The following is a 19,189-nucleotide window of genomic DNA, read 5'->3' as shown; positions in this document are numbered from 1 at the left end:
TAGTTAAGACTTTTCTTTCTGCAAGATTACCTTTATTCCCCAATTACACAACTTTTTTTGAAATATTTTAATGATTTATGCCACAAAACATATTTTAATAGAAATTTTGGTGCGGTTGCCCTGTTAAATAACTCACACCGCAGGAAAAAAGATAAAAATAATGTATCTTTGCAGTTTCAAATTCTCTGATTATAAACAAAATCGTTTATGGATACAAAGACAACAACGCCAGAATATCTCTTTGAAAGCAGTTGGGAAGTCTGTAATAAAGTGGGAGGGATCTACACAGTGCTGTCTACAAAAGCGCACACTCTGCAACAGATGTTTAACGATAAAGTGGTATTTATCGGACCTGATGTGTGGGGACCCGCTAACGCTCCGGACTTTATCGAAGATGATGCTCTGTTTGCTGATTGGAAAAAACATGCAAGAACCACTGACAAACTAAAAATGAAAGTCGGACGCTGGAACGTACCTGGTACTCCTCCGGTGGTATTAATCGACTTCAAGCCTTTTTTCAGTGATCGGGACGCTTTCTTTTACTCCATGTGGGAAAACTTCAGGGTAGATTCGATGCACGCTTATGGCGACTATGACGAATCCTGTATTTTTGCCTATGCAGTAGGAAAAGTGATTGAAAGTTTCTACAACTTCTATAATCTTTCCGATAAGAAAGTTACAGCACTGTTCAATGAATGGATGCTGGGTATGGGAGCGCTTTATATCAAAAAGCAAATCCCCGCCATTGCAACCCTGTTCACTACTCATGCTACATCTATCGGCCGTTCCATTGCCGGCAACAACAAAGCATTATATGCTTATATGGACGGATACAACGGCGACCAGATGGCGAAGGAACTGAATATGGAGGCCAAACATTCGCTGGAAAAGCAAACGGCTCACCATGTGGACTGTTTCACGACAGTCAGCGATATCACTGCCCGGGAGTGTAAGCAATTACTGGACAAGGCTCCGGATATTGTTACCCCGAACGGTTTTGAGCCCAACTTCGTTCCCGAAGGAAAAGAATATACCAAGAAACGTGCAGAAGCTCGCAAGACATTGATCAATGTAGCCGAGAAATTACTGGGATGTCCCATCTCTCCGGATGCATTGCTCGTATCGACCAGCGGACGGTATGAATACCGCAACAAAGGGATCGATGTCTTCATCGAAGCCATGAACCGTGTACGCAATTCAGGAGAACTACAGCGTGAAGTCGTTGCCTTCCTGATGGTTCCAGCCTGGGTCCGCGACGCACGCGCCGACCTGAAAGAGGTGATTGAAAAAAATATTCAGACCACCTCTCCCATGCAAATGCCTTTTATTACCCACTGGCTGAATCTGATGGATCAGGACAAGGTATTAAATTATATCTCACACGCAGGATTCACAAATCAGGCTTCCGAAAAACTGAAAATAATATTTGTGCCCTGTTACCTGGACGGACGCGACGGAATCTTTAACAAGCCCTATTACGATCTGCTGATCGGTATGGACGCAACTGTATATCCGTCATACTACGAACCCTGGGGATACACTCCACTGGAAAGTGTTGCCTTTGGCATACCGACAGTAACGACCAATCTGGCCGGCTTCGGCCTTTGGGCGGAAAAAAGTGTCTCCGGCAAAAACATCAGCGAAGGTGTGGCTGTTATTGAACGGACAGACTTCAACTATTTCGATGTTGCTGATGCTATCACTGCTTCAATCCTCTCACTCGTCAAGAAAGACAAAAAAGAAGTTGAAGAAATACGCAAACGCTGTTTTAAACTGGCAAAGCAGGCTGAATGGAGTAAATTCATTGTTTTCTATCAAAAAGCTTTCAGCGACGCATTGGAAGCTGCAACTAAAAGAAACAGTTAAACATAGCTCATAATTAGCAAGATAATTCTATCTTTGCCACAGTTTTTTACATCTTATTAAAAGTTGAATCATTTTAAATCTCACAATAATGAAAATCAAGGCGAATAACGCAAACAGTCCGATCTGGAAGGACGTTTATTCACATTCGATGCTTCCCGAAGCATTACAACCCTTACACGAAATGGCTACTAATTTGTGGTGGGTATGGAATCATGAAGGAGCTAAATTATTTGGAAAAATCGACAAAGACCTTTGGGTATCTACGGAAGGTAACCCGGTGCTTTTACTCCAAAGCTTATCATTCAAACGTATTGAAGAAATCCAGGCCGACAAAGTATTGATGGCCGAAATCCAGGAAGTTTACGCCAGCTACAGAAAATATGTGGACGTAAAACCGGATGCTACTAAACCGTCTGTTGCATATTTCAGTATGGAATACGGACTCACCAACGTGTTGAAAATATACTCCGGTGGTCTGGGTGTTCTGGCAGGTGACTACCTGAAAGAAGCCAGCGACAGTAACATCGATCTGACAGCTGTAGGTTTCCTGTATCGTTACGGATACTTTACACAATCATTGTCTATGGACGGACAGCAGATTGCAAACTACGAACCGCAGAACTTCAACTCTTTACCTCTTTCTCAGGTAATGCAGTCAAACGGCGAACCAATGGTATTGGAAGTACCTTACCCAGGTAGAACCGTATATGCTCATATCTGGAAAGTAAGCGTAGGACGTGTTCCTTTGTATCTGATGGATACAGACATTCCTCAGAACAGTGAATGGGACCGTTCAATCACTCACCAGTTATATGGAGGCGACTGGGAAAACCGTATGAAACAGGAATACCTGTTAGGTATCGGCGGTATCCTGATGCTGGATAAACTGGGTATCAAAAAACAGATCTATCATTGTAACGAAGGCCACGCAGCATTGATCAATGCTCAGCGTCTGGTTAACTATATCCAAAACGACGGACTTACTTTCAATCAGGCATTGGAAGTTGTACGCGCTTCTGCTCTTTATACAGTACATACTCCGGTTCCTGCCGGACACGACTATTTTGACGAAGGCCTGTTCGGTCGCTACATGGGTGAATTCCCCGGTAAGCTGGGTATCAGCTGGCAGGAATTTATCGATATGGGACGCGAAAACCCGGGTTCTAACGAAAAGTTCTCTATGAGTGTATTCGCTTTGAATACTTGCCAGGAAGCAAACGGCGTAAGCTGGTTGCACGGAAAAGTATCACAACGCATGTTTGCTCCGGTATGGAAAGGATATTTCCCGGACGAACTGCATGTAGGATATGTAACTAACGGCGTACACATGCCGACATGGGCTTCTACAGAATGGAAACGTTTCTTCCACCAGCGTTTCGGTGAAAAATTCTTTGAAGACCAATCCAACAAAAAACTTTGGGAAGCTATCCAGAACGTCAACGACGACGATATCTGGGAACTGCGCAAAACTCTGAAAAATAAACTGATCGAATACATCAAAGGCCAGTACAAACAGAGCTGGTTGAAGAATCAGGGAGACCCTGTAAAGGTTGTTTCTATCCTTGAAAAGATCAACCCGAATGCGTTGCTGATCGGTTTCGGCCGTCGTTTCGCCACTTATAAACGTGCACACTTATTGTTCACAGACCTTGACCGTTTGGCTAAGATCGTAAACAATGAAAAATATCCGATCCAGTTCGTATTTACCGGAAAAGCCCACCCGGCTGACGGCGGCGGACAGGGATTGATCAAACATATCGTAGAAATCTCACGTCGTCCGGAATTCCTGGGTAAGATCATCTTCCTCGAAAACTACGACATGCGTCTGGCACGTCACCTGGTTGCCGGTGTCGACGTTTGGTTGAACACTCCGACCCGTCCGCTGGAAGCATCAGGTACATCCGGTGAAAAAGCAGAGATGAACGGTGTACTGAACTTCTCCGTACTCGACGGATGGTGGTACGAAGGTTATAAAGAAGGCGCTGGTTGGGCATTGACCGACAAGCGTACTTACGAAAACCAGCAGTATCAGGATCAGTTGGATGCCGCTACGATCTACCATATATTGGAAACAGAAATCATCCCGACTTACTATGCTAAAAACAGCAAGGGATACTCTCCCGAATGGATCCAGTATATCAAGAACTCAATGTCTCAGATCGCTCCCGACTATACAATGAAACGTATGTTGGACGATTATATCAGCCGTTTCTACAGCAAACTGGCTAACCGTTCCGCCCATTTGCGTGAAGGTAACTACGCTGAAGCCAAAGCTATCGCAGCATGGAAAGAAGAAGTGGCAGAACATTGGGACAGCTTCCAGGTTGAATCATTCACTTGCAGCAAGGATCTGGCTATCGACGGACCGGTTGTCGGCAAAGAATATTCATTCAATCTGGTAATCGACCGCAAAGACCTTCAGGGAATGCTTGGAGCTGAAGTGGTTGTGACCAAAGAAAACTCGGAAAATCATCAGCTTGAATTGCTTTATACAAAACCGTTCGTGCTGAAGAAAGAAGAAGGTTCTAAACTGTTCTTTGAATTGAAAACAACTCCGAGCGAAGCTGGTGTTCATAAAATGGGCTTCCGTGTTTACCCTGTAAACAAAGAATTGCCTCACCGTATGGACTTTGCTTATGTTCGTTGGATTCAGTTATAATAAACAGTTATAGCAAATATGAAAAAGGATGCTTCCATAACGGGGGCATCCTTTTTTCATATTTATTTAATATCCAGGATTCTGTGTCAGATTTCTATTCAGGGAAAGTATATTTTCGGGAATCGGAAAGACAGTCGTATAACCACTGCTTTCTCCCGGTAACTGCGGACGGCTGCTATAGGTCCGTGTAAAAAGACCAAAGCGGACCAGATCCTGCCTCCTCCACCCTTCCCAGGCAAATTCCAGTTGACGTTCGGCCAGTATATTATCTAAAGTAGCCTGACGGTCCGGCATTCCGACACGGGAACGGACCTGATTCAACTCTGCATCCCCGTTTCCCCCGTTACGGACCAATGCTTCACTTTTCATCAGCAAAACATCGGCATAACGGAACAGCACAATATCATTATCCATCAGCTTCCCGTCTTTAGTCGCCGTTTTATCGATTGCATATTTCTTCATACGGGCACCCGCCACCTTCTCAAACGGTTTGCCGGATATATCCACATCGACCTTCCAGGGCAGATATTCCAACACCTGCCCGGTATCGAGCCGAACGGTATCCCCATTCAGATCAAGCACAACACCGGCAAAATAGCATTTACTGAAACGAGCATCGACCGAATCCGTATCATAACCGAAAGTCCGGAGTGCTTCTATTGTAGCGGCAGAGCCATTCTCACCGGATAATCCATAAGCCTTCGCATGATTATAATGACGGGAGCGAAACAGGTATTGCATCTGGTTCGTATAAAAATTCTTATCCATCGGAATCGTAAAGATATTCTCTACAGAGGTTTCGTTAAATACGGAAAAGTTCTCTTCATAAGTACGTGACAACTGATAACCAAGCGCTGTTATGGAATCGCAATAAGCGATCACGGTTTCCCACGCATTCAACCGTTGACCGCCGACTTCAAAAAACACACTTTTTCCATCCGGCTGACTTCCGGCCGTCCAGTTATTATTTGTGTAAACTTCGGCATTCAAAGCCAGTTTAGCCAACAGAAAATAAGCAACCGGACGTGTCAAACGCCCGTAATAGTCACCGAGCTGGTTACTACGCTCCGCACTTAGCAACGGTGCTGCTTCCTGCAATTCTTTTACCACAAGCTCAAACACTTCCTGCCGGGTACTCTGCTTTACATCTTTCATCGGAGTGGATGACGACAATACAAGCGGAACACGTCCGAACATATCCACCAGGTAATAATAATACATGGCCCGGAAAGCACGCACCTCAGCCATATAAGCCGGGATATACCGGTTGTTCGTCTGCTTATAAAATTCGTCCAGACGTTCCAAAGACTTATTGCTCAACACAATCACCTTATACAAATACTCCCAGGTCGCCCGTATGGCATCACTGCTGACACCCCATTTATGCAGAAACAAACCTTGCCAGAAACCACCGTCATACCAGTCACCGCCACGGGTCGGAAGGATCGCCTCATCCGTCGTAAAGGTATTCAGGTCATATACTCCCCGGTAAGTTCCCTGTAATCCCTGGCTATCGCTGTAACCACCTACATAATTATAAAGCGTTGCAACCGTGTTCAGGTAGACCGAAGTGGCATTATCATAGGCTTCCTCTTCCGAAATTTGATCTCGCGGATTCTCTTCCAGGAACTTACTACAGGAAAGAAAAGTAAAACCGCACAAAATATAGGATAGTAAAACTAACTTCTTCATCACTACTAATTATTAAAATTGAAAACTCAAACCGACCGTATAAGAACGGTAAACCGGATAATTCCGCTTATCGTCTATCCCCAGCGTATTATTCACAATATAACTATTGATCATAGGAGTCAGGCCGGAATAGCCGGTGATCGTTGCCAGATTATTGACAGAACAGGACAACCGCAGGTTCTGCACATATTTCTTCCACTTGCCCAGCGGGACATTCCATCCCACGGTCAGATAGTCAAAGTTGATGTAATCACCTTTCTCCAACCAGTAATCCGTTGCCGTCTGATCCTTTATATTCTGCTCCGGAGCACCTTGCATCACATTGTAATCGGGGAAACTGCCCATATTCATATAAGTAAGGGAAGTCCCGTTGTATATCTTATGCCCGAAGGCTCCGTTTATCTGTAAAGAGACATCGAACTGCTTGTAGCGGAAACTGATATTCGATCCCAGCATCGTCTTGGGAGTCGCCTGTCCGGCAATGTAACGGTCTTCGCCATCTTCCAGATTCACACCATCGCCATTCAGGTCGGCAATCTCATATCTGTAACTACCATCCTCCTGCTGTGTCAGCCCGGTACAATGAGGAAGATAAAAGACACCTAAAGGCTGTCCGACAATCTGATAGACGATATGGTTATAACCTCCGTGGAAACCAGCGCCATTCAGATCGGAGATACTGGTATATTCCGGTGCCGACATCTGTTCGCCTTTGTACATACCGCTCAGGGACAGGAGTTTGTTCTGCTGGAAAGTAACGTTGACATTGATGCTCAATTCCATATCTTTCGTTTGCAAAGGAGTAACGCCGAACCCCAGTTCGACACCGCTATTCCGCATCGAACCGAGGTTTGCCAACAGTTTATTGTAGGCAAAAGGCGGAACGCTCACATCATAAAGATAAAGCATATCGCTGGTCTTCGAATGATAATAATCGACAGTCATCAACAGACGGTTACGGAAGAAACCGACATCTATCCCTGCATTCACGGTACGTTTTACTTCCCATTTCAGGTCGGGGTTGGCATTCCGGATTACCCCCATCGTTACCGTCGGGCTACCTCCTACCGATACCACGCCATTGGGTTTCACCAGTTGCAGGGAGTTATAAGAATCGATCGCATCCTGATTACCGGAAAGACCGTAGCCGGCACGCAGTTTCAGATTATTCAGAAAAGTGAACTGTTTCATAAAATCCTCCTCCGTGATTATCCAGGCAGCCGAGACAGAAGGAAAGAACCCCCATTTATTATTCTTGCCGACTTTGGAGGAAGCATCTGCACGGGCATTGACCGTCGCCACATATTTTCCGGCATACATATAGTTGACACGTCCCAGAAAAGAACTCAACCGTGGGTCTTCATAATAAGAGTTCGTTCCCTCCCAAAGACGTACAGCCCCTGCCTGCAAATTATTATATCCGAATTTATCCGTTGAGAAATTCGTAACAGTCGTATAAAATCCGGTCAGGATATTCTTCTGAGCTTCCACCAGTCCAAGCGCATCCAGGTGATGCTTTCCCCAATCATTCGAATAACTCAGCAACAAATTACCCAACAAGTCCTCCATCTTCCTTTCTCCTTTATAGGCTTGTCCGTGCGCCCATACCGTGGTCGGCAGATACTGGGAGTTATCTATTATATTATATGTATAGGAACCGAAGGCTGAAAACTTAACCTGTTTGCTCAGGTTGACCGTAAACTTCAGATGGGTATTGAAATGGGCATTCGAATCATCATCTTTCACCTCCAGCCAGGCAAGCGGATTGGTAATCTGACTGGCATTGGTTACCCCGTTCCATGCTCCGGTCTGCTCGTCCCGATGGTTCGGGAATGTCGGATTAAACGCGGCTGCCGAATAGAAAGTCTTCTGGATATCATTCAGATAACGGTTCTTTTGCAAGGAGCCGAAGACACCCAGGTCTATCTTCAACCGATCATTGAAAGCACGCTGGGCGATATCCAGTTTAACGGTAAAGTTCTGGAAATCGTTTGTCCGTACCACGCCATCCCGGTCCATAACACCGAGGGAAGCACGATAGTTAGACGTTTCAGAGCCTCCTCCCAAAGCTATATGATGATTCTGCACAATCCCGGTCCGGGTTATTTCATCCGGGAAATTCGTATTATAACCCAGATCCAGTATATCGATATTACGTTCGGAAGCCACCGCCCGGAAATCGTCTCCCGACAGCATCTTCATATTCTTATAGACAGCCTCCACCCCGAAACTGCCATCGTAACTGATACTGAAAGCGCCGCCTTTCCCTTTCTTCGTCGCCACCTCGATCACCCCCGAAGCACCACGCGAACCGTACTGTGCCGTCTCGGAAGCATCTTTCAGGATAGTGAAACTCTCGATATCCGCCGGATAAATGGAACTAAGCGTATTCAGGTCGGAAGAAACGCCATCGATAATGACCAGCGGGTCGTTCCCTCCGGTCAGCGAAGTCGTTCCCCTCACCCGGACAGCACTCAGTGCAGCCGCCCTGTTTGCTCCGGTAGAGATACTGACCCCCGCCGCCTGTCCGCTCAAAGCGTTCAGCGAACTGGAGACAAATCCCTTGTTCATACGTTTTTCGGAAACTTTATCAACAGAACCTGACATGGTCCGCTGATTCCCCGTTGCATATCCAACGGCTATCTCATCATCCAGCCGTATGGAATCAGGCACAACCATCCTGAATGTATCCGTCGGTAACGGAGCGACCTGCGCCTGCCCTTCAATCCCCCGGACAGCTAATAAAAATATCGGAAATATGAATAAAGAAGAATAGAACTTAACCATATGCATATCGATTTAAGATTGTGAACCCCTTTTCAATAAAAACTACCAACCGCAAGCGATTGTTCATAAATATAATAAATGTTTTTAAATCAATGCTTATTTCTGTAATATTACTTGTATTGGCAGGTTCACTATTTATCAGATATGAGTGTTTGTTTATAGCAACTGGTTGTACCTGGCTCCCCTCTTGAGAGGGGGAAGGGGGTGTGTCATATCCCCGCCATACAACCACCATAATCAGAGTCACTTGACTATTACAGGTTCATTTGCCGTTTGCTTCAGCTGACGGTTTACAAGTTGTTTCTCTCTTTTGGCTTCAGCCACATTTCTCCTAGATAGAAAACTGTAAGAAATGGGACTAAAGTCCAATGAAATAGCCCCTTTACTAATCCGTCAGCTGAAGCAAACGGCAAATGAACCTGTAACAAAGCCTGTTTTATAGACTGGCTTTAACACACCCCCTACCCCCTCTCAAGAGGGGGAGACAGTTACAACCAGTCACTAAACAGATAGCTCAATTTTTTCTAAACAAACCTCTCCTTTCCCCTATTTAGTGATAATTAATAGTCCCCGCAAATAAATTATTTACGGAAATATTTCTTTATTCAGCAATACATTGTACCTTTGTCCTCGTTAAAAAAGAAAGTATTATTATAAGTAATAACATATAAAACTTATTATTATGTCTAAAGTAACAGTTGTTGGCGCCGGTAATGTAGGTGCTACTTGCGCAAATGTTCTTGCCTTCAATGAAGTGGCAGACGAAGTTGTAATGCTTGATGTTAAGGAAGGCGTTTCCGAAGGCAAAGCAATGGATATGATGCAGACGGCTCAGTTGCTGGGTTTCGATACTACAGTTGTAGGTTGCACAAACGACTATGCTCAAACAGCAAATTCTGATGTTGTTGTTATCACTTCTGGTATTCCCCGTAAACCGGGTATGACTCGTGAAGAGTTGATCGGTGTAAACGCTGGTATCGTGAAGAGTGTAGCTCAAAACATCCTGAAATATTCTCCGAATGCAATTATCGTAGTTATCTCTAACCCGATGGATACAATGACTTACCTGTCATTGAAATCTCTGGGCTTGCCGAAAAACCGTATCATCGGTATGGGTGGCGCATTGGATAGCTCTCGTTTCAAATATTTCCTGTCTCAGGCATTAGGATGCAATGCTAACGAAGTAGAAGGTATGGTAATCGGTGGTCACGGTGATACTACAATGATTCCGTTGGCTCGTCTGGCTACTTACAAAGGTATCCCTGTAAGCAAACTGCTGAGCGCTGAAAAATTGCAGGAAGTTGTTGCTTCTACTATGGTTGGTGGTGCTACACTGACAAAACTGCTGGGTACTTCTGCATGGTATGCACCGGGTGCAGCAGGAGCATTTGTAGTTGAATCTATCATCCACAACCAAGGCAAAATGGTTCCTTGTTCAGTTTATCTGGAAGGAGAATACGGCGAATCAGATCTTTGTATCGGTGTTCCTGTTATCCTGGGTAAAAATGGTATCGAAAAGATCGTTGAACTGGAACTGACAGCTGAAGAAAAAGAATTGTTCGCTAAGAGCGCTGCCGCTGTTAAGGGAACAAACGCTGCACTGAAAGAAGTAGGTGCTTTATAATCGGTAAACAAACTCGATTGATTAAATAATAAAGAGGATAACTCAGAAATGGGTTATCCTCTTTATTATTTAATCATTACCTTTGCAGAAAAAAGAATTATGATTCGTCCGATGACAGTGTCTGATGTGAGCGAGATTGTCGCGATCTATGCCCACTATGTAAACAATACGGTAGTAACCTTCGACACGGAAGTTCCTTCTGAAACGGAGATGTGCCAACGGTTATGCCCTATTATGGAACATTATCCGGCCTGGGTATATGTCGAAGACGGAAAGATTGCCGGTTACTGTTATGCACACGAATGGAAAACTAAAAAAGCCTATCGCTCCACCGTTGAGACAACCATCTACCTCCATCCGGACTATACCGGCAAAGGATACGGACATTTATTAATGAACCGGTTAATAGAAGACTGCCGCAACCGTTCGTTCCATGCCCTGGTCGCCTGCATCACCATCCCCAATGAGCCCAGTGTAAAACTACACGAAAGACTAAATTTCAAACAAGTCTCCTGCTTCCATGAAGTTGGTCGAAAATTCAACCGTTGGCTGGATGTGGCTGACTATGAGTTGATTTTTGAGAATAAGGAAGCTACAACAACAATAGTAACGAACCTGATCTCGATTACCTCCGCCATCAGTTGAAACACATGAAAGCCTTGGTTACAACCCTCGAACTCCCTTGGGATCGCTTAATTCCTATCCTCTTCCGTAGTTTTACCTCTTATATTCAACAACCGGATACAAACATGAACATCCGAAAATCCAGCCAACTCACCGCCCTACTAATGGACAGCATGAGTTACCTGTCTAAAAATACACGGACAGTCAACGCCTTATCCACTTTCCTGGATCAACAGATCAATGATCTCGACAAATTACTGGAAGGAAAGATGGAATATAGAACACATGAATCTCCTGCCCTGGAATAAGTAACAAAAAAACGAGGATACCTGCAAAGATATCCTCGTTCCTTATTATATAAGCATGTTATCTTCCGATAATACCCAGCTTTGAATCATTGATGAAATCAATGATGTGCTGTATCTCTGCGCTCATCGGCACCTGGTCCTTAATCATCAGCAGGGCATCGAAAAGACTTGAATTTCCCTGATAGATGATACGGTATGCATGGCTGATATGCTTGATAACCTTCTCGCTCATTCCCTGATGCGCCAGGATGACGGAGTTAACGCCGTAATAAATTGTCGGCTCCTGGGCAGCTACGATATAAGGAGGCACATCCTTGCGGAAACGGCAACCGGTCTGTGTCATCGACCATGTACCGACACGGCTTCCCTGGCTTGCCAGCACACAACCTCCGAAGATTGAATAATCCTCGAAGAAACAGTTGCCGGAAACCTTGCTACCATAACCAAACACACTATGATTTCCAATATGTGTATCGTGCGAAATATGTACACCTTCATGCAGGAAATTACCATTACCGATAACAGTCCGGCCTTCCGGCGTCGTGGCACGGTTGATCACTACGTTTTCGCGGATCACATTGTCGTCACCGATAACAACCAGCGTACTGTCGCCTTTATATTTAAAATCCTGGGGTTCTGCTGCAATGACAGCCCCGTTGAATACACGGTTTCCCTTACCCAGACGTGCGCCACTCATGATACTGGCGTGAGGCATGATTTCGCAATTGTCGCCAATCTCTACATTCTTGTCGATGTATGCAAAAGGATGAACAGTTACATTCGCTCCCAGTTTTGCACCGGCATCTACATAAGCTAACGGACTAATCATAATAATCTAAGTTTTAATGGTTATTACTCTCTTCCTCCACCAACAGCACTGTACAAGTTGATAACAGCCTGCATACGCTGAACGTTGTCGGATACTTCTGTCAATTGTGCGCTAAGAAGGCTCTGCTGGGCTGACAGGATTTCCAGATAAGTTGACTGGGCTGACTGGAACAAGGCTTTCGTATAGGTTACGGCCTTTTCCAATTGCTCGATCTGTTGTCTGTCCTGAACCAACATCTTGTTGGTTGCATCGTAAAGATGCAGGGCATCGCTTACTTCCTTACCGGCTTCAAGAATTTTCTGCTGATAATTCATCTGGGCGATCTTCTCCTCTGCTTTCGATACCTTCAGGTTAGCGATCAGCTTACCATTATTGAAGATAGGCTGTGCCAGTGAAGCCAGGGCCTGGAACATGAACTGTCCCGGATTGGAGATAGTAATACCGGAACCATTTGTCCAACCTGCTGTTGCAGTGATATTCAATCCCGGATAGAAAGCGGCACGTGCCTTATTAGTCGTATAGTAAGCGCTGGCAAGCGACATTTCCGCAATCTTCACATCCGGACGGTTTTCCAGCAACTGCAAAGGTACGCCGGCCATGATCTCGTCGGGGATTACCTGATCTTCCAGTCTGCCGCGGTCGATACGTTGTGGTGCTTTAGCCAACAGTACGGACAAAGAGTTTTCCACTTCGCGAACCTGGCGTTGCAGATTGATTAACGAAGACGAAACCTGATGATATACGGCTTTCATCTGAACAACTGCAGCCTCGGTTGTCATACCGGCCGTCTTCATTGCTTCCATCGCGCGTACATTTTCTTTATAGATAGCAACCGTTTCGGTTGTGATCTCTACCTGACGGTCGAGCATCAGCAGGGTAAAGTAAGTATTGGCAATACCACCGATCAACTGTGAACGGACAGCCTGCTGTGAATACTGGCTCTGCAAATAGATTGCTTTCTGATCGCGGCTTGCATTGAGCAGCTTACCAAACAGGTCGACTTCCCAATTAGCAGCAGCCGGCAAAGTATAGGCTTTTGCATAGCTGGATCCTCCCATGGTGGTCAGCGAGCCTTGCGGGGCCAGGTTCAAAGACGGAAGGAAAGATAAACGGGCAGCTGTCAGCAACGTTTTCGCTTCTTCCACACGGAGAACGGCAGCCTGCATATCCACGTTATTCGCCAGTCCTTCTTCAATCAAAGCCTGCAATTTTGGATCACGGAAAACTTCCTTCCAGGAAAGGTTTCCCATATTGGTCGTATCGGCAGCCAATGTATCCGTTACCGATACCGGATCACGATACAGACCAGACGTATCTATCGTTTCAGGACGATCATAAGCCTTGTAGATGTGGCAACTGCTCAGCAGGGCAGTTGCACACATCATATATATTATTTGATTTTTCTTCATTGTCTTCTCACTTATTTTTTAGCGTACTGTTCTATTTCCGTATTCAAATCGCTGTTGTCAAGGTCTTCCCATTCGATCGGTTTAACCTTTTCCTGCAAGTACTGGAATACCACGAACAAGGCAGGAACGATCAGGATCTGGAAGATCATACCGACAAACATACCGCCAATAGCGGCAGTACCCAGCGTACGGTTACCGTGAGCACCTACACCGAAGGCGAACATCATCGGCAACAAACCGACAACCATTGCCAGAGAGGTCATCAGGATAGGACGCAGACGGGCAGCCGAACCTAAAACAGCAGCCCAGGTAATGCTCATACCCATACGGCGACGGTCGAGGGCAAACTCTACGATCAAAATAGCATTCTTTGCCAACAGACCCATCAACATGATCAACGCAATCTGCATATAAATGTTATTCGACATCGTACCCAGTATCATCTTCAGCGCCGGGATGCTACCTAACGCAGCCCAACCCTGTACAAACAGGAAGCTACCCATCAGACCGAACGGAATTGAAAGCAATACGGCCAACGGCAATACATAACTTTCATACTGTGCACTCAGCAACAGATAAACGAACACGAAACAAAGGATAAAGATCAAACCGGTTGTACTACCGCTACTTTCAGCCTCTTCACGTGCCATACCTCCCAACTCATAACCGAAACCGGCAGGAAGGGTGGTACTTGCTACTTCTTCCAGGGCTTTCAGTGCCTGACCGCTGGTAAATCCGTCAGCCGGGGCAACCATCAGTTTCATAGAGGTATACATGTTAAAACGGCTGATGATATCCGGACCATATACTTTCTCTATTGTAATAAACTGGGAGATCGGTGCCATTTCGTTACCGTTTCTGACCTTGATATTCTTCAACGATTCCATATTGGCTCTCATAGAAGGATCGGCCTGCACCATTACACGGTACATCTTACCGAAACGGTTGAAGTTGGAAGCATACAGACCACCATAATATCCCTGCAAAGTCATAAGGATATCGCTCGGACTGATGCCAACTTTCTTACAGGCTGCCGCATCTATATCGATCATATATTGCGGGAAGTTCGGGTTGAAAGTAGTCTGGGCCGACTTGATTTCCGGGCGGGCCGTCAATGCAGCCATATAGTCTTTGGAAACATCAAAGAATTTCTCCAGGCTACCACCAGTCTTATCCTGCATATTCAATTCGATATCACTGGAAGCGGAATAACCCGGAATCATAGGCGGAGTAAAGAACAATACCTGCGCATCCTTCACCACTTTCTGGGCACGCATGAATAAACTACCGTAAACTACTTCCGCACTCTGCGTCATAGAACGTTCTTCCCAGTCTTTCAACTTAATGATGAATGAACCGTAAGAAGGTCCCTGGCCACCGATAAAACTGAAACCGGTAATAGCCGTACGTGATTTCACAGCCGGGTCAGAAGCGATCAGACTATCTACACGTTCCATGATTTCCACTGTACGTTCCTGAGAAGCTCCGGGAGGTAATGTTACAGCTCCCATGATAGTACCCATATCTTCATTCGGCACCATACCGGTCGGCGTTACCTGCATAAAGAAGATCAAGAGGGCAATAGAAGCCGCAACGGTTCCGAATGCCAGCCATTTCTTCTGGATAAAGAACAAGACACGTTTCTTGTAACTCTTCAATAAAGAATCGTAAGCCACATTGAATGAGGTATGGAAACGGGAAACAAGTGTCGTCTTCTTTTCACCGTGTTCATCATGAGGTTTCAGGAAAATAGCACAAAGCGCCGGACTCAATGTCAAGGCATTCAATGCCGACAAACCGATAGCAATAGCCATCGTCACACCGAACTGGCGATAGAATATACCGGCTGTACCTCCCATAAAACTTACAGGGATAAACACGGACATCATCACCAATGTAATAGAAACGATCGCTCCGCCAAGTTCACTCATCGCATCGATAGATGCCTGTTTCGCCGATTTATATCCCTGGTCCAACTTGGCATGGACCCCCTCGACGACGACTATCGCATCATCGACCACAATCGCAATGGCAAGCACCATCGCACAAAGTGTCAACAAGTTGATACTAAATCCGATCAGTGACAACAGGAAGAATGTACCGATCAAAGCAACCGGAATCGCAATAGCAGGAATCAAGGTTGAACGTAAATCCTGCAAGAACACATACACCACAATAAACACCAGGATAAAGGCTTCCAGCAAAGTCTTGAGAACCTCATGAATAGAGGCATAGAGGAAGTCGTTGGCATTCATGGATACTTCAATCTTCATTCCCGGAGGCATAGTCGCCTCTGATCTCACCAGCAAATCCTGGATATTGTTGATCGTTTCTGTTGCATTCGTTCCCGGCATCTGGTAAACGATACATGCTACCGCATTATGGCCGTTTACTTTATTTACATAGTTGTAAGTCAAACGTCCCAATTCGATATCGGCAATGTCTTTCAGACGAAGTACTTCACCATCGGGCAATGCTTTTACTACGATATTATCAAATTCTTCAGCAGTTTGCAGACGTCCTTTATAACGGATCGTATACTGGAACGACTGGTTTCCCTGTTCACCGAAAGAACCCGGAGCTGCCTCCACATTCTGTTCAGCCAGCACGTTCGACACATCGTTAGGCACCAGCTTGTATTGTGCCATTACATCCGGCTTCAACCAGATACGCATAGAATAGTCGGTACCCAATACGTTGGCATCACCTACCCCCGGTACACGCTGTACTTCAGGAATCAGGTTGATCTTTGCATAGTTCTCCAAAAACTTCTGGTCGTAACGGTCTTCCGCATCATAAACGGCAAAAACAACCAACATGGAGTTCTGACGTTTCTGGGTAGTCACACCAACCTTTGTTACTTCGGCAGGCAACAGACCTTGTGCCATCGACACACGGTTCTGAACGTTTACCGCCGCCATATCCGGGTCGGTTCCCTGTTTGAAATATATGGAGATATCGGCAGAACCGTTATTGGAAGCATTTGATGTCATATACATCATGTTCTCTACCCCGTTGATCTGGTCTTCCAGCGGTGCAATCACACTATTCAATACAGTCTGCGCATTGGCACCTGTATAAGTAGCCCTTACCGAAACAGTAGGAGGCGCAATGTCCGGATATTGGGTAATAGGCAATGTGAACAAACCTAATATACCCAGGATGACAATCAGGATGGAGATCACCGTTGAAAGCACCGGACGGTTAATAAATCTATCTAATTTCATATGTTACTTTTTTATAAACGAATATCACCGGGAAAGTCCGGGTTATCCTATGCCTTTAATTAAAAGCTGTTTTTAAATTTCCTTCGTTCTGGTCTTTCATGGCCTGCTGGAACTTTGCAGCCTGTTCAGCCTGTGTAATCGGCTTGATTTCCTGACCGTCTCTTAAATTCTGAACACCTTCTACTACGATCTTGTCACCGGATTTCAGACCTTTAGTAACCAGATAATTCTGGCCATCATCCAAAGAGGAAACCTGAATTTCAACATTTTTAATTTTATTATCGGGTTGCAGTACATATACGAATTTCTTGTCCTGAATTTCAACAGTAGCTGACTGCGGAATCATAATAATACCTTCCATGGTGTAAGGGAATACCACGTTTCCTGTTCCCCCGCTTCGCAGGATTCTTTTGTCATTCGGGAAAACGGCACGCATACTAACCGAACCGGTCGACTGGTCGATAACGCCACTGACAGCATCGATCTTACCGGTTTCTTCCAGCATCGTTCCGTCTGCCAGCTGTAACTGAACGGCCGGCATCTTATCCAATTGTTCTTTCAGTGTACCTCCGGCTTTTGTGAGCTGCAACAATTCCTTTTCTGTCATTGAGAAATAAACATATACTTCTCCGATCTCGGAAACAGTTGTCAACGGACTCGAGATAGAAGGACTCACCAAACTTCCGATACGGTAAGGGAAAGTTCCGACAACGCCATTGGAAGGACTGGTCACCGTACAAAAAGATAAATTCTGATTGGCACTGACTAAAGAAGCTTTTGCCTGTTCCAGAGAGGCCTTTGCAGACATTAACTGGTTGACAGCTGTCTCATATTCAAAAGAACTGATAATAGCATTATTATACAAGTCTTTCTTATTCTTTTCTGTCAATGTCAACGTTTTTACGTTTGCCTCTGCCATAGCAACAGCAGCTTTGGCCTGGTTCACTGCCGCCTTATACTGCGTGGGATCAATTTCAAACAAGGCCTGCCCTTTACGGACCGTAGCTCCTTCATCGACACATAACTTAACAATAAAACCCGACACCTGGGGACGAACCTCGATATCCTGCGTACCTCTGATAGTCGCTGGATAGGATGTTGTCTGATTGCTGGAAGATGAATTCACGGCTAAAACAGCATACTCACTGTCACCTAACTTCATGCCACTCTGGCTGTTACCACAAGCAGCTAATAAAGACACTCCCACTGCAAATAACACAATTTGCCTACATTGGGTAATAGTAGCTCTCAACATTTGTTTATTCATATATAATCGGTAAAACCAAAAGTACAATTTTTCAAAACGAAAAGTTCAAAAAAATTGGATAAAGGGTAATGATTGCTATATTTGTGCTGAATATAGTAAATAGGATGGCGTATGAAAGATGTATCAGTAGACAGGATTTTGGATTTTCTATTGAAAATGGGATTTGAGAAGGTTAAGATTCAAGGTTGCAATCATGGCTACTTAAAGAAAAAGAAATGTATGATCAAAATAGACCATAATCGTCTTTACGCAGAGTATCTTAGAAAAACATTTTATATTAATGAGTTGACTAAGGAAGAGTTTGCTTCTTTTGTTTATTACATGACGTTGGATTATAAGCAAAGAAAAAATCTATCTTACCTTTTAGGCTGGGACCCGATTGGATATTTTAAAAACGCTAACCGATGTGAAAATGATCAGGCAAAGGTAAAATTGAAAAAATTAGAGGTCTTAAATGGAATTGATTCTATTATGAAACAATTTGAAATTTAATTATAAGAAAGCCGTTTAAGTACTGTTTGAGCAATACTTAAACAACTTTTTCTCTTGGTATAATTTACTGCCCGTTCAGCTTCCCAAATTCCAGGTCGCTATACGGTGTGTCCTGGATTTTCGTATAGGTGGACATCGTGAACTCGGAAAACATGTCGTTGTGGTCGATAAATTCGACCCGACTTTTGAAGGGGTATAATCGGCAAAGAAGTACAATTTTTTGAAACCACCGATTAAGAACCATTCAATTGTGATTCAGTGTGTGTAAAAGATTTTAAACAACCTCTTACACACTCCATTTTTTAGAATCAGAATCTATGTTTTTAACAATTCTTCTAACTCATTTATCTTATCCCGCAGTTTTTGTCGGGATATATGTATTTCGTTCATGTTGTATTCAACCGG

At 44.7% G+C, this 19,189-nt stretch carries 12 protein-coding genes; 6 read left to right on the top strand and 6 right to left on the bottom strand.

The features are described 5' to 3' along the window. Window positions 1-207 precede the first annotated feature (207 nt). Both NBH15_RS27490 and glgP read left to right on the top strand, forming a co-directional pair. The gene (locus tag NBH15_RS27490) at window positions 208-1,866 is read left to right on the top strand and encodes a glycosyltransferase (RefSeq protein ID WP_007653756.1); all 1,659 of its coding nucleotides are present in this window, start codon (window positions 208-210) and stop codon (window positions 1,864-1,866) included. Between the two features lie 88 nt (window positions 1,867-1,954). Further along, window positions 1,955-4,525, top strand: coding sequence for an alpha-glucan family phosphorylase (glgP, locus tag NBH15_RS27485; protein WP_010800339.1), 2,571 nt, complete (start codon window positions 1,955-1,957; stop codon window positions 4,523-4,525). 66 nt (window positions 4,526-4,591) lie between these two features. Here the strand turns inward: glgP and NBH15_RS27480 are convergent, their stop codons facing one another. Together NBH15_RS27480 and NBH15_RS27475 are read right to left on the bottom strand one after the other, a co-directional pair. Then, a complete protein-coding gene (locus tag NBH15_RS27480; RefSeq protein WP_250824068.1) occupies window positions 4,592-6,217 on the bottom strand; it encodes a RagB/SusD family nutrient uptake outer membrane protein in 1,626 nt (541 codons plus the stop codon). Between the two features lie 12 nt (window positions 6,218-6,229). Further along, window positions 6,230-8,896 (bottom strand): SusC/RagA family TonB-linked outer membrane protein, encoded by a 2,667-nt coding sequence (locus tag NBH15_RS27475; protein ID WP_250824070.1) that lies wholly within the window; start codon window positions 8,894-8,896, stop codon window positions 6,230-6,232. Window positions 8,897-9,686: 790 nt separating this feature from the next. On the opposite strand from NBH15_RS27475, the gene mdh reads away from it, so the two are divergent. From mdh to NBH15_RS27460, 3 genes are all read left to right on the top strand, one after another. Continuing rightward, the gene (gene mdh, locus NBH15_RS27470) at window positions 9,687-10,628 is read left to right on the top strand and encodes a malate dehydrogenase (protein WP_244050173.1); all 942 of its coding nucleotides are present in this window, start codon (window positions 9,687-9,689) and stop codon (window positions 10,626-10,628) included. Between the two features lie 99 nt (window positions 10,629-10,727). Beyond that, window positions 10,728-11,273 carry a GNAT family N-acetyltransferase gene (locus NBH15_RS27465; RefSeq protein ID WP_250824069.1) on the top strand — a complete coding sequence of 182 codons (546 nt, stop codon included), beginning with the start codon at window positions 10,728-10,730 and terminating at the stop codon, window positions 11,271-11,273. Between the two features lie 5 nt (window positions 11,274-11,278). Next, window positions 11,279-11,560 (top strand): hypothetical protein, encoded by a 282-nt coding sequence (locus NBH15_RS27460; protein ID WP_128133148.1) that lies wholly within the window; start codon window positions 11,279-11,281, stop codon window positions 11,558-11,560. Between the two features lie 58 nt (window positions 11,561-11,618). On the opposite strand, the gene lpxA is transcribed toward NBH15_RS27460, so the two are convergent. From lpxA to NBH15_RS27440, 4 genes are read right to left on the bottom strand one after another with little or no spacing between them, the layout of a single operon-like run. After that, entirely contained in the window at window positions 11,619-12,389 is a 771-nt protein-coding gene (lpxA, locus tag NBH15_RS27455) for an acyl-ACP--UDP-N-acetylglucosamine O-acyltransferase (RefSeq protein WP_250824067.1), read from the bottom strand. 23 nt (window positions 12,390-12,412) lie between these two features. Then, window positions 12,413-13,798, bottom strand: coding sequence for an efflux transporter outer membrane subunit (locus NBH15_RS27450; RefSeq protein WP_186960106.1), 1,386 nt, complete (start codon window positions 13,796-13,798; stop codon window positions 12,413-12,415). A gap of 11 nt (window positions 13,799-13,809) precedes the next feature. Beyond that, window positions 13,810-17,025 carry an efflux RND transporter permease subunit gene (locus NBH15_RS27445; protein ID WP_186960107.1) on the bottom strand — a complete coding sequence of 1,072 codons (3,216 nt, stop codon included), beginning with the start codon at window positions 17,023-17,025 and terminating at the stop codon, window positions 13,810-13,812. 55 nt (window positions 17,026-17,080) lie between these two features. Next, window positions 17,081-18,292 carry an efflux RND transporter periplasmic adaptor subunit gene (locus NBH15_RS27440; protein WP_128133145.1) on the bottom strand — a complete coding sequence of 404 codons (1,212 nt, stop codon included), beginning with the start codon at window positions 18,290-18,292 and terminating at the stop codon, window positions 17,081-17,083. A 111-nt stretch (window positions 18,293-18,403) separates the two neighbouring features. Here NBH15_RS27440 and NBH15_RS27435 point away from each other — a divergent pair, with 111 nt between their 5' ends. Further along, window positions 18,404-18,784 carry a hypothetical protein gene (locus tag NBH15_RS27435; RefSeq protein ID WP_250824066.1) on the top strand — a complete coding sequence of 127 codons (381 nt, stop codon included), beginning with the start codon at window positions 18,404-18,406 and terminating at the stop codon, window positions 18,782-18,784. Window positions 18,785-19,189 lie beyond the last annotated feature (405 nt).

Source organism: Parabacteroides caeci, from assembly GCF_023656795.1.
GTDB classification, from domain to species: domain Bacteria; phylum Bacteroidota; class Bacteroidia; order Bacteroidales; family Tannerellaceae; genus Parabacteroides; species Parabacteroides segnis.
The sequence above is the reverse complement of the archived record's forward strand: the minus strand, read 5'-3'. Positions and strand labels throughout refer to the sequence as shown.

Coding starts and splice junctions, on each gene's coding strand:
- NBH15_RS27460 (WP_128133148.1), top strand. CDS start 11,279: ATGAAAGCCTTGGTTACAACCCTCGAACTCCCTTGGGATCGCTTAATT.
- NBH15_RS27450 (WP_186960106.1), bottom strand. CDS start 13,798: ATGAAGAAAAATCAAATAATATATATGATGTGTGCAACTGCCCTGCTG.
- glgP (WP_010800339.1), top strand. CDS start 1,955: ATGAAAATCAAGGCGAATAACGCAAACAGTCCGATCTGGAAGGACGTT.
- NBH15_RS27475 (WP_250824070.1), bottom strand. CDS start 8,896: ATGGTTGTGCCTGATTCCATACGGCTGGATGATGAGATAGCCGTTGGA.
- NBH15_RS27490 (WP_007653756.1), top strand. CDS start 208: ATGGATACAAAGACAACAACGCCAGAATATCTCTTTGAAAGCAGTTGG.
- NBH15_RS27480 (WP_250824068.1), bottom strand. CDS start 6,217: ATGAAGAAGTTAGTTTTACTATCCTATATTTTGTGCGGTTTTACTTTT.
- lpxA (WP_250824067.1), bottom strand. CDS start 12,389: ATGATTAGTCCGTTAGCTTATGTAGATGCCGGTGCAAAACTGGGAGCG.
- NBH15_RS27445 (WP_186960107.1), bottom strand. CDS start 17,025: ATGAAATTAGATAGATTTATTAACCGTCCGGTGCTTTCAACGGTGATC.
- NBH15_RS27465 (WP_250824069.1), top strand. CDS start 10,728: ATGATTCGTCCGATGACAGTGTCTGATGTGAGCGAGATTGTCGCGATC.
- NBH15_RS27440 (WP_128133145.1), bottom strand. CDS start 18,292: ATGAATAAACAAATGTTGAGAGCTACTATTACCCAATGTAGGCAAATT.
- NBH15_RS27435 (WP_250824066.1), top strand. CDS start 18,404: ATGAAAGATGTATCAGTAGACAGGATTTTGGATTTTCTATTGAAAATG.
- mdh (WP_244050173.1), top strand. CDS start 9,687: ATGTCTAAAGTAACAGTTGTTGGCGCCGGTAATGTAGGTGCTACTTGC.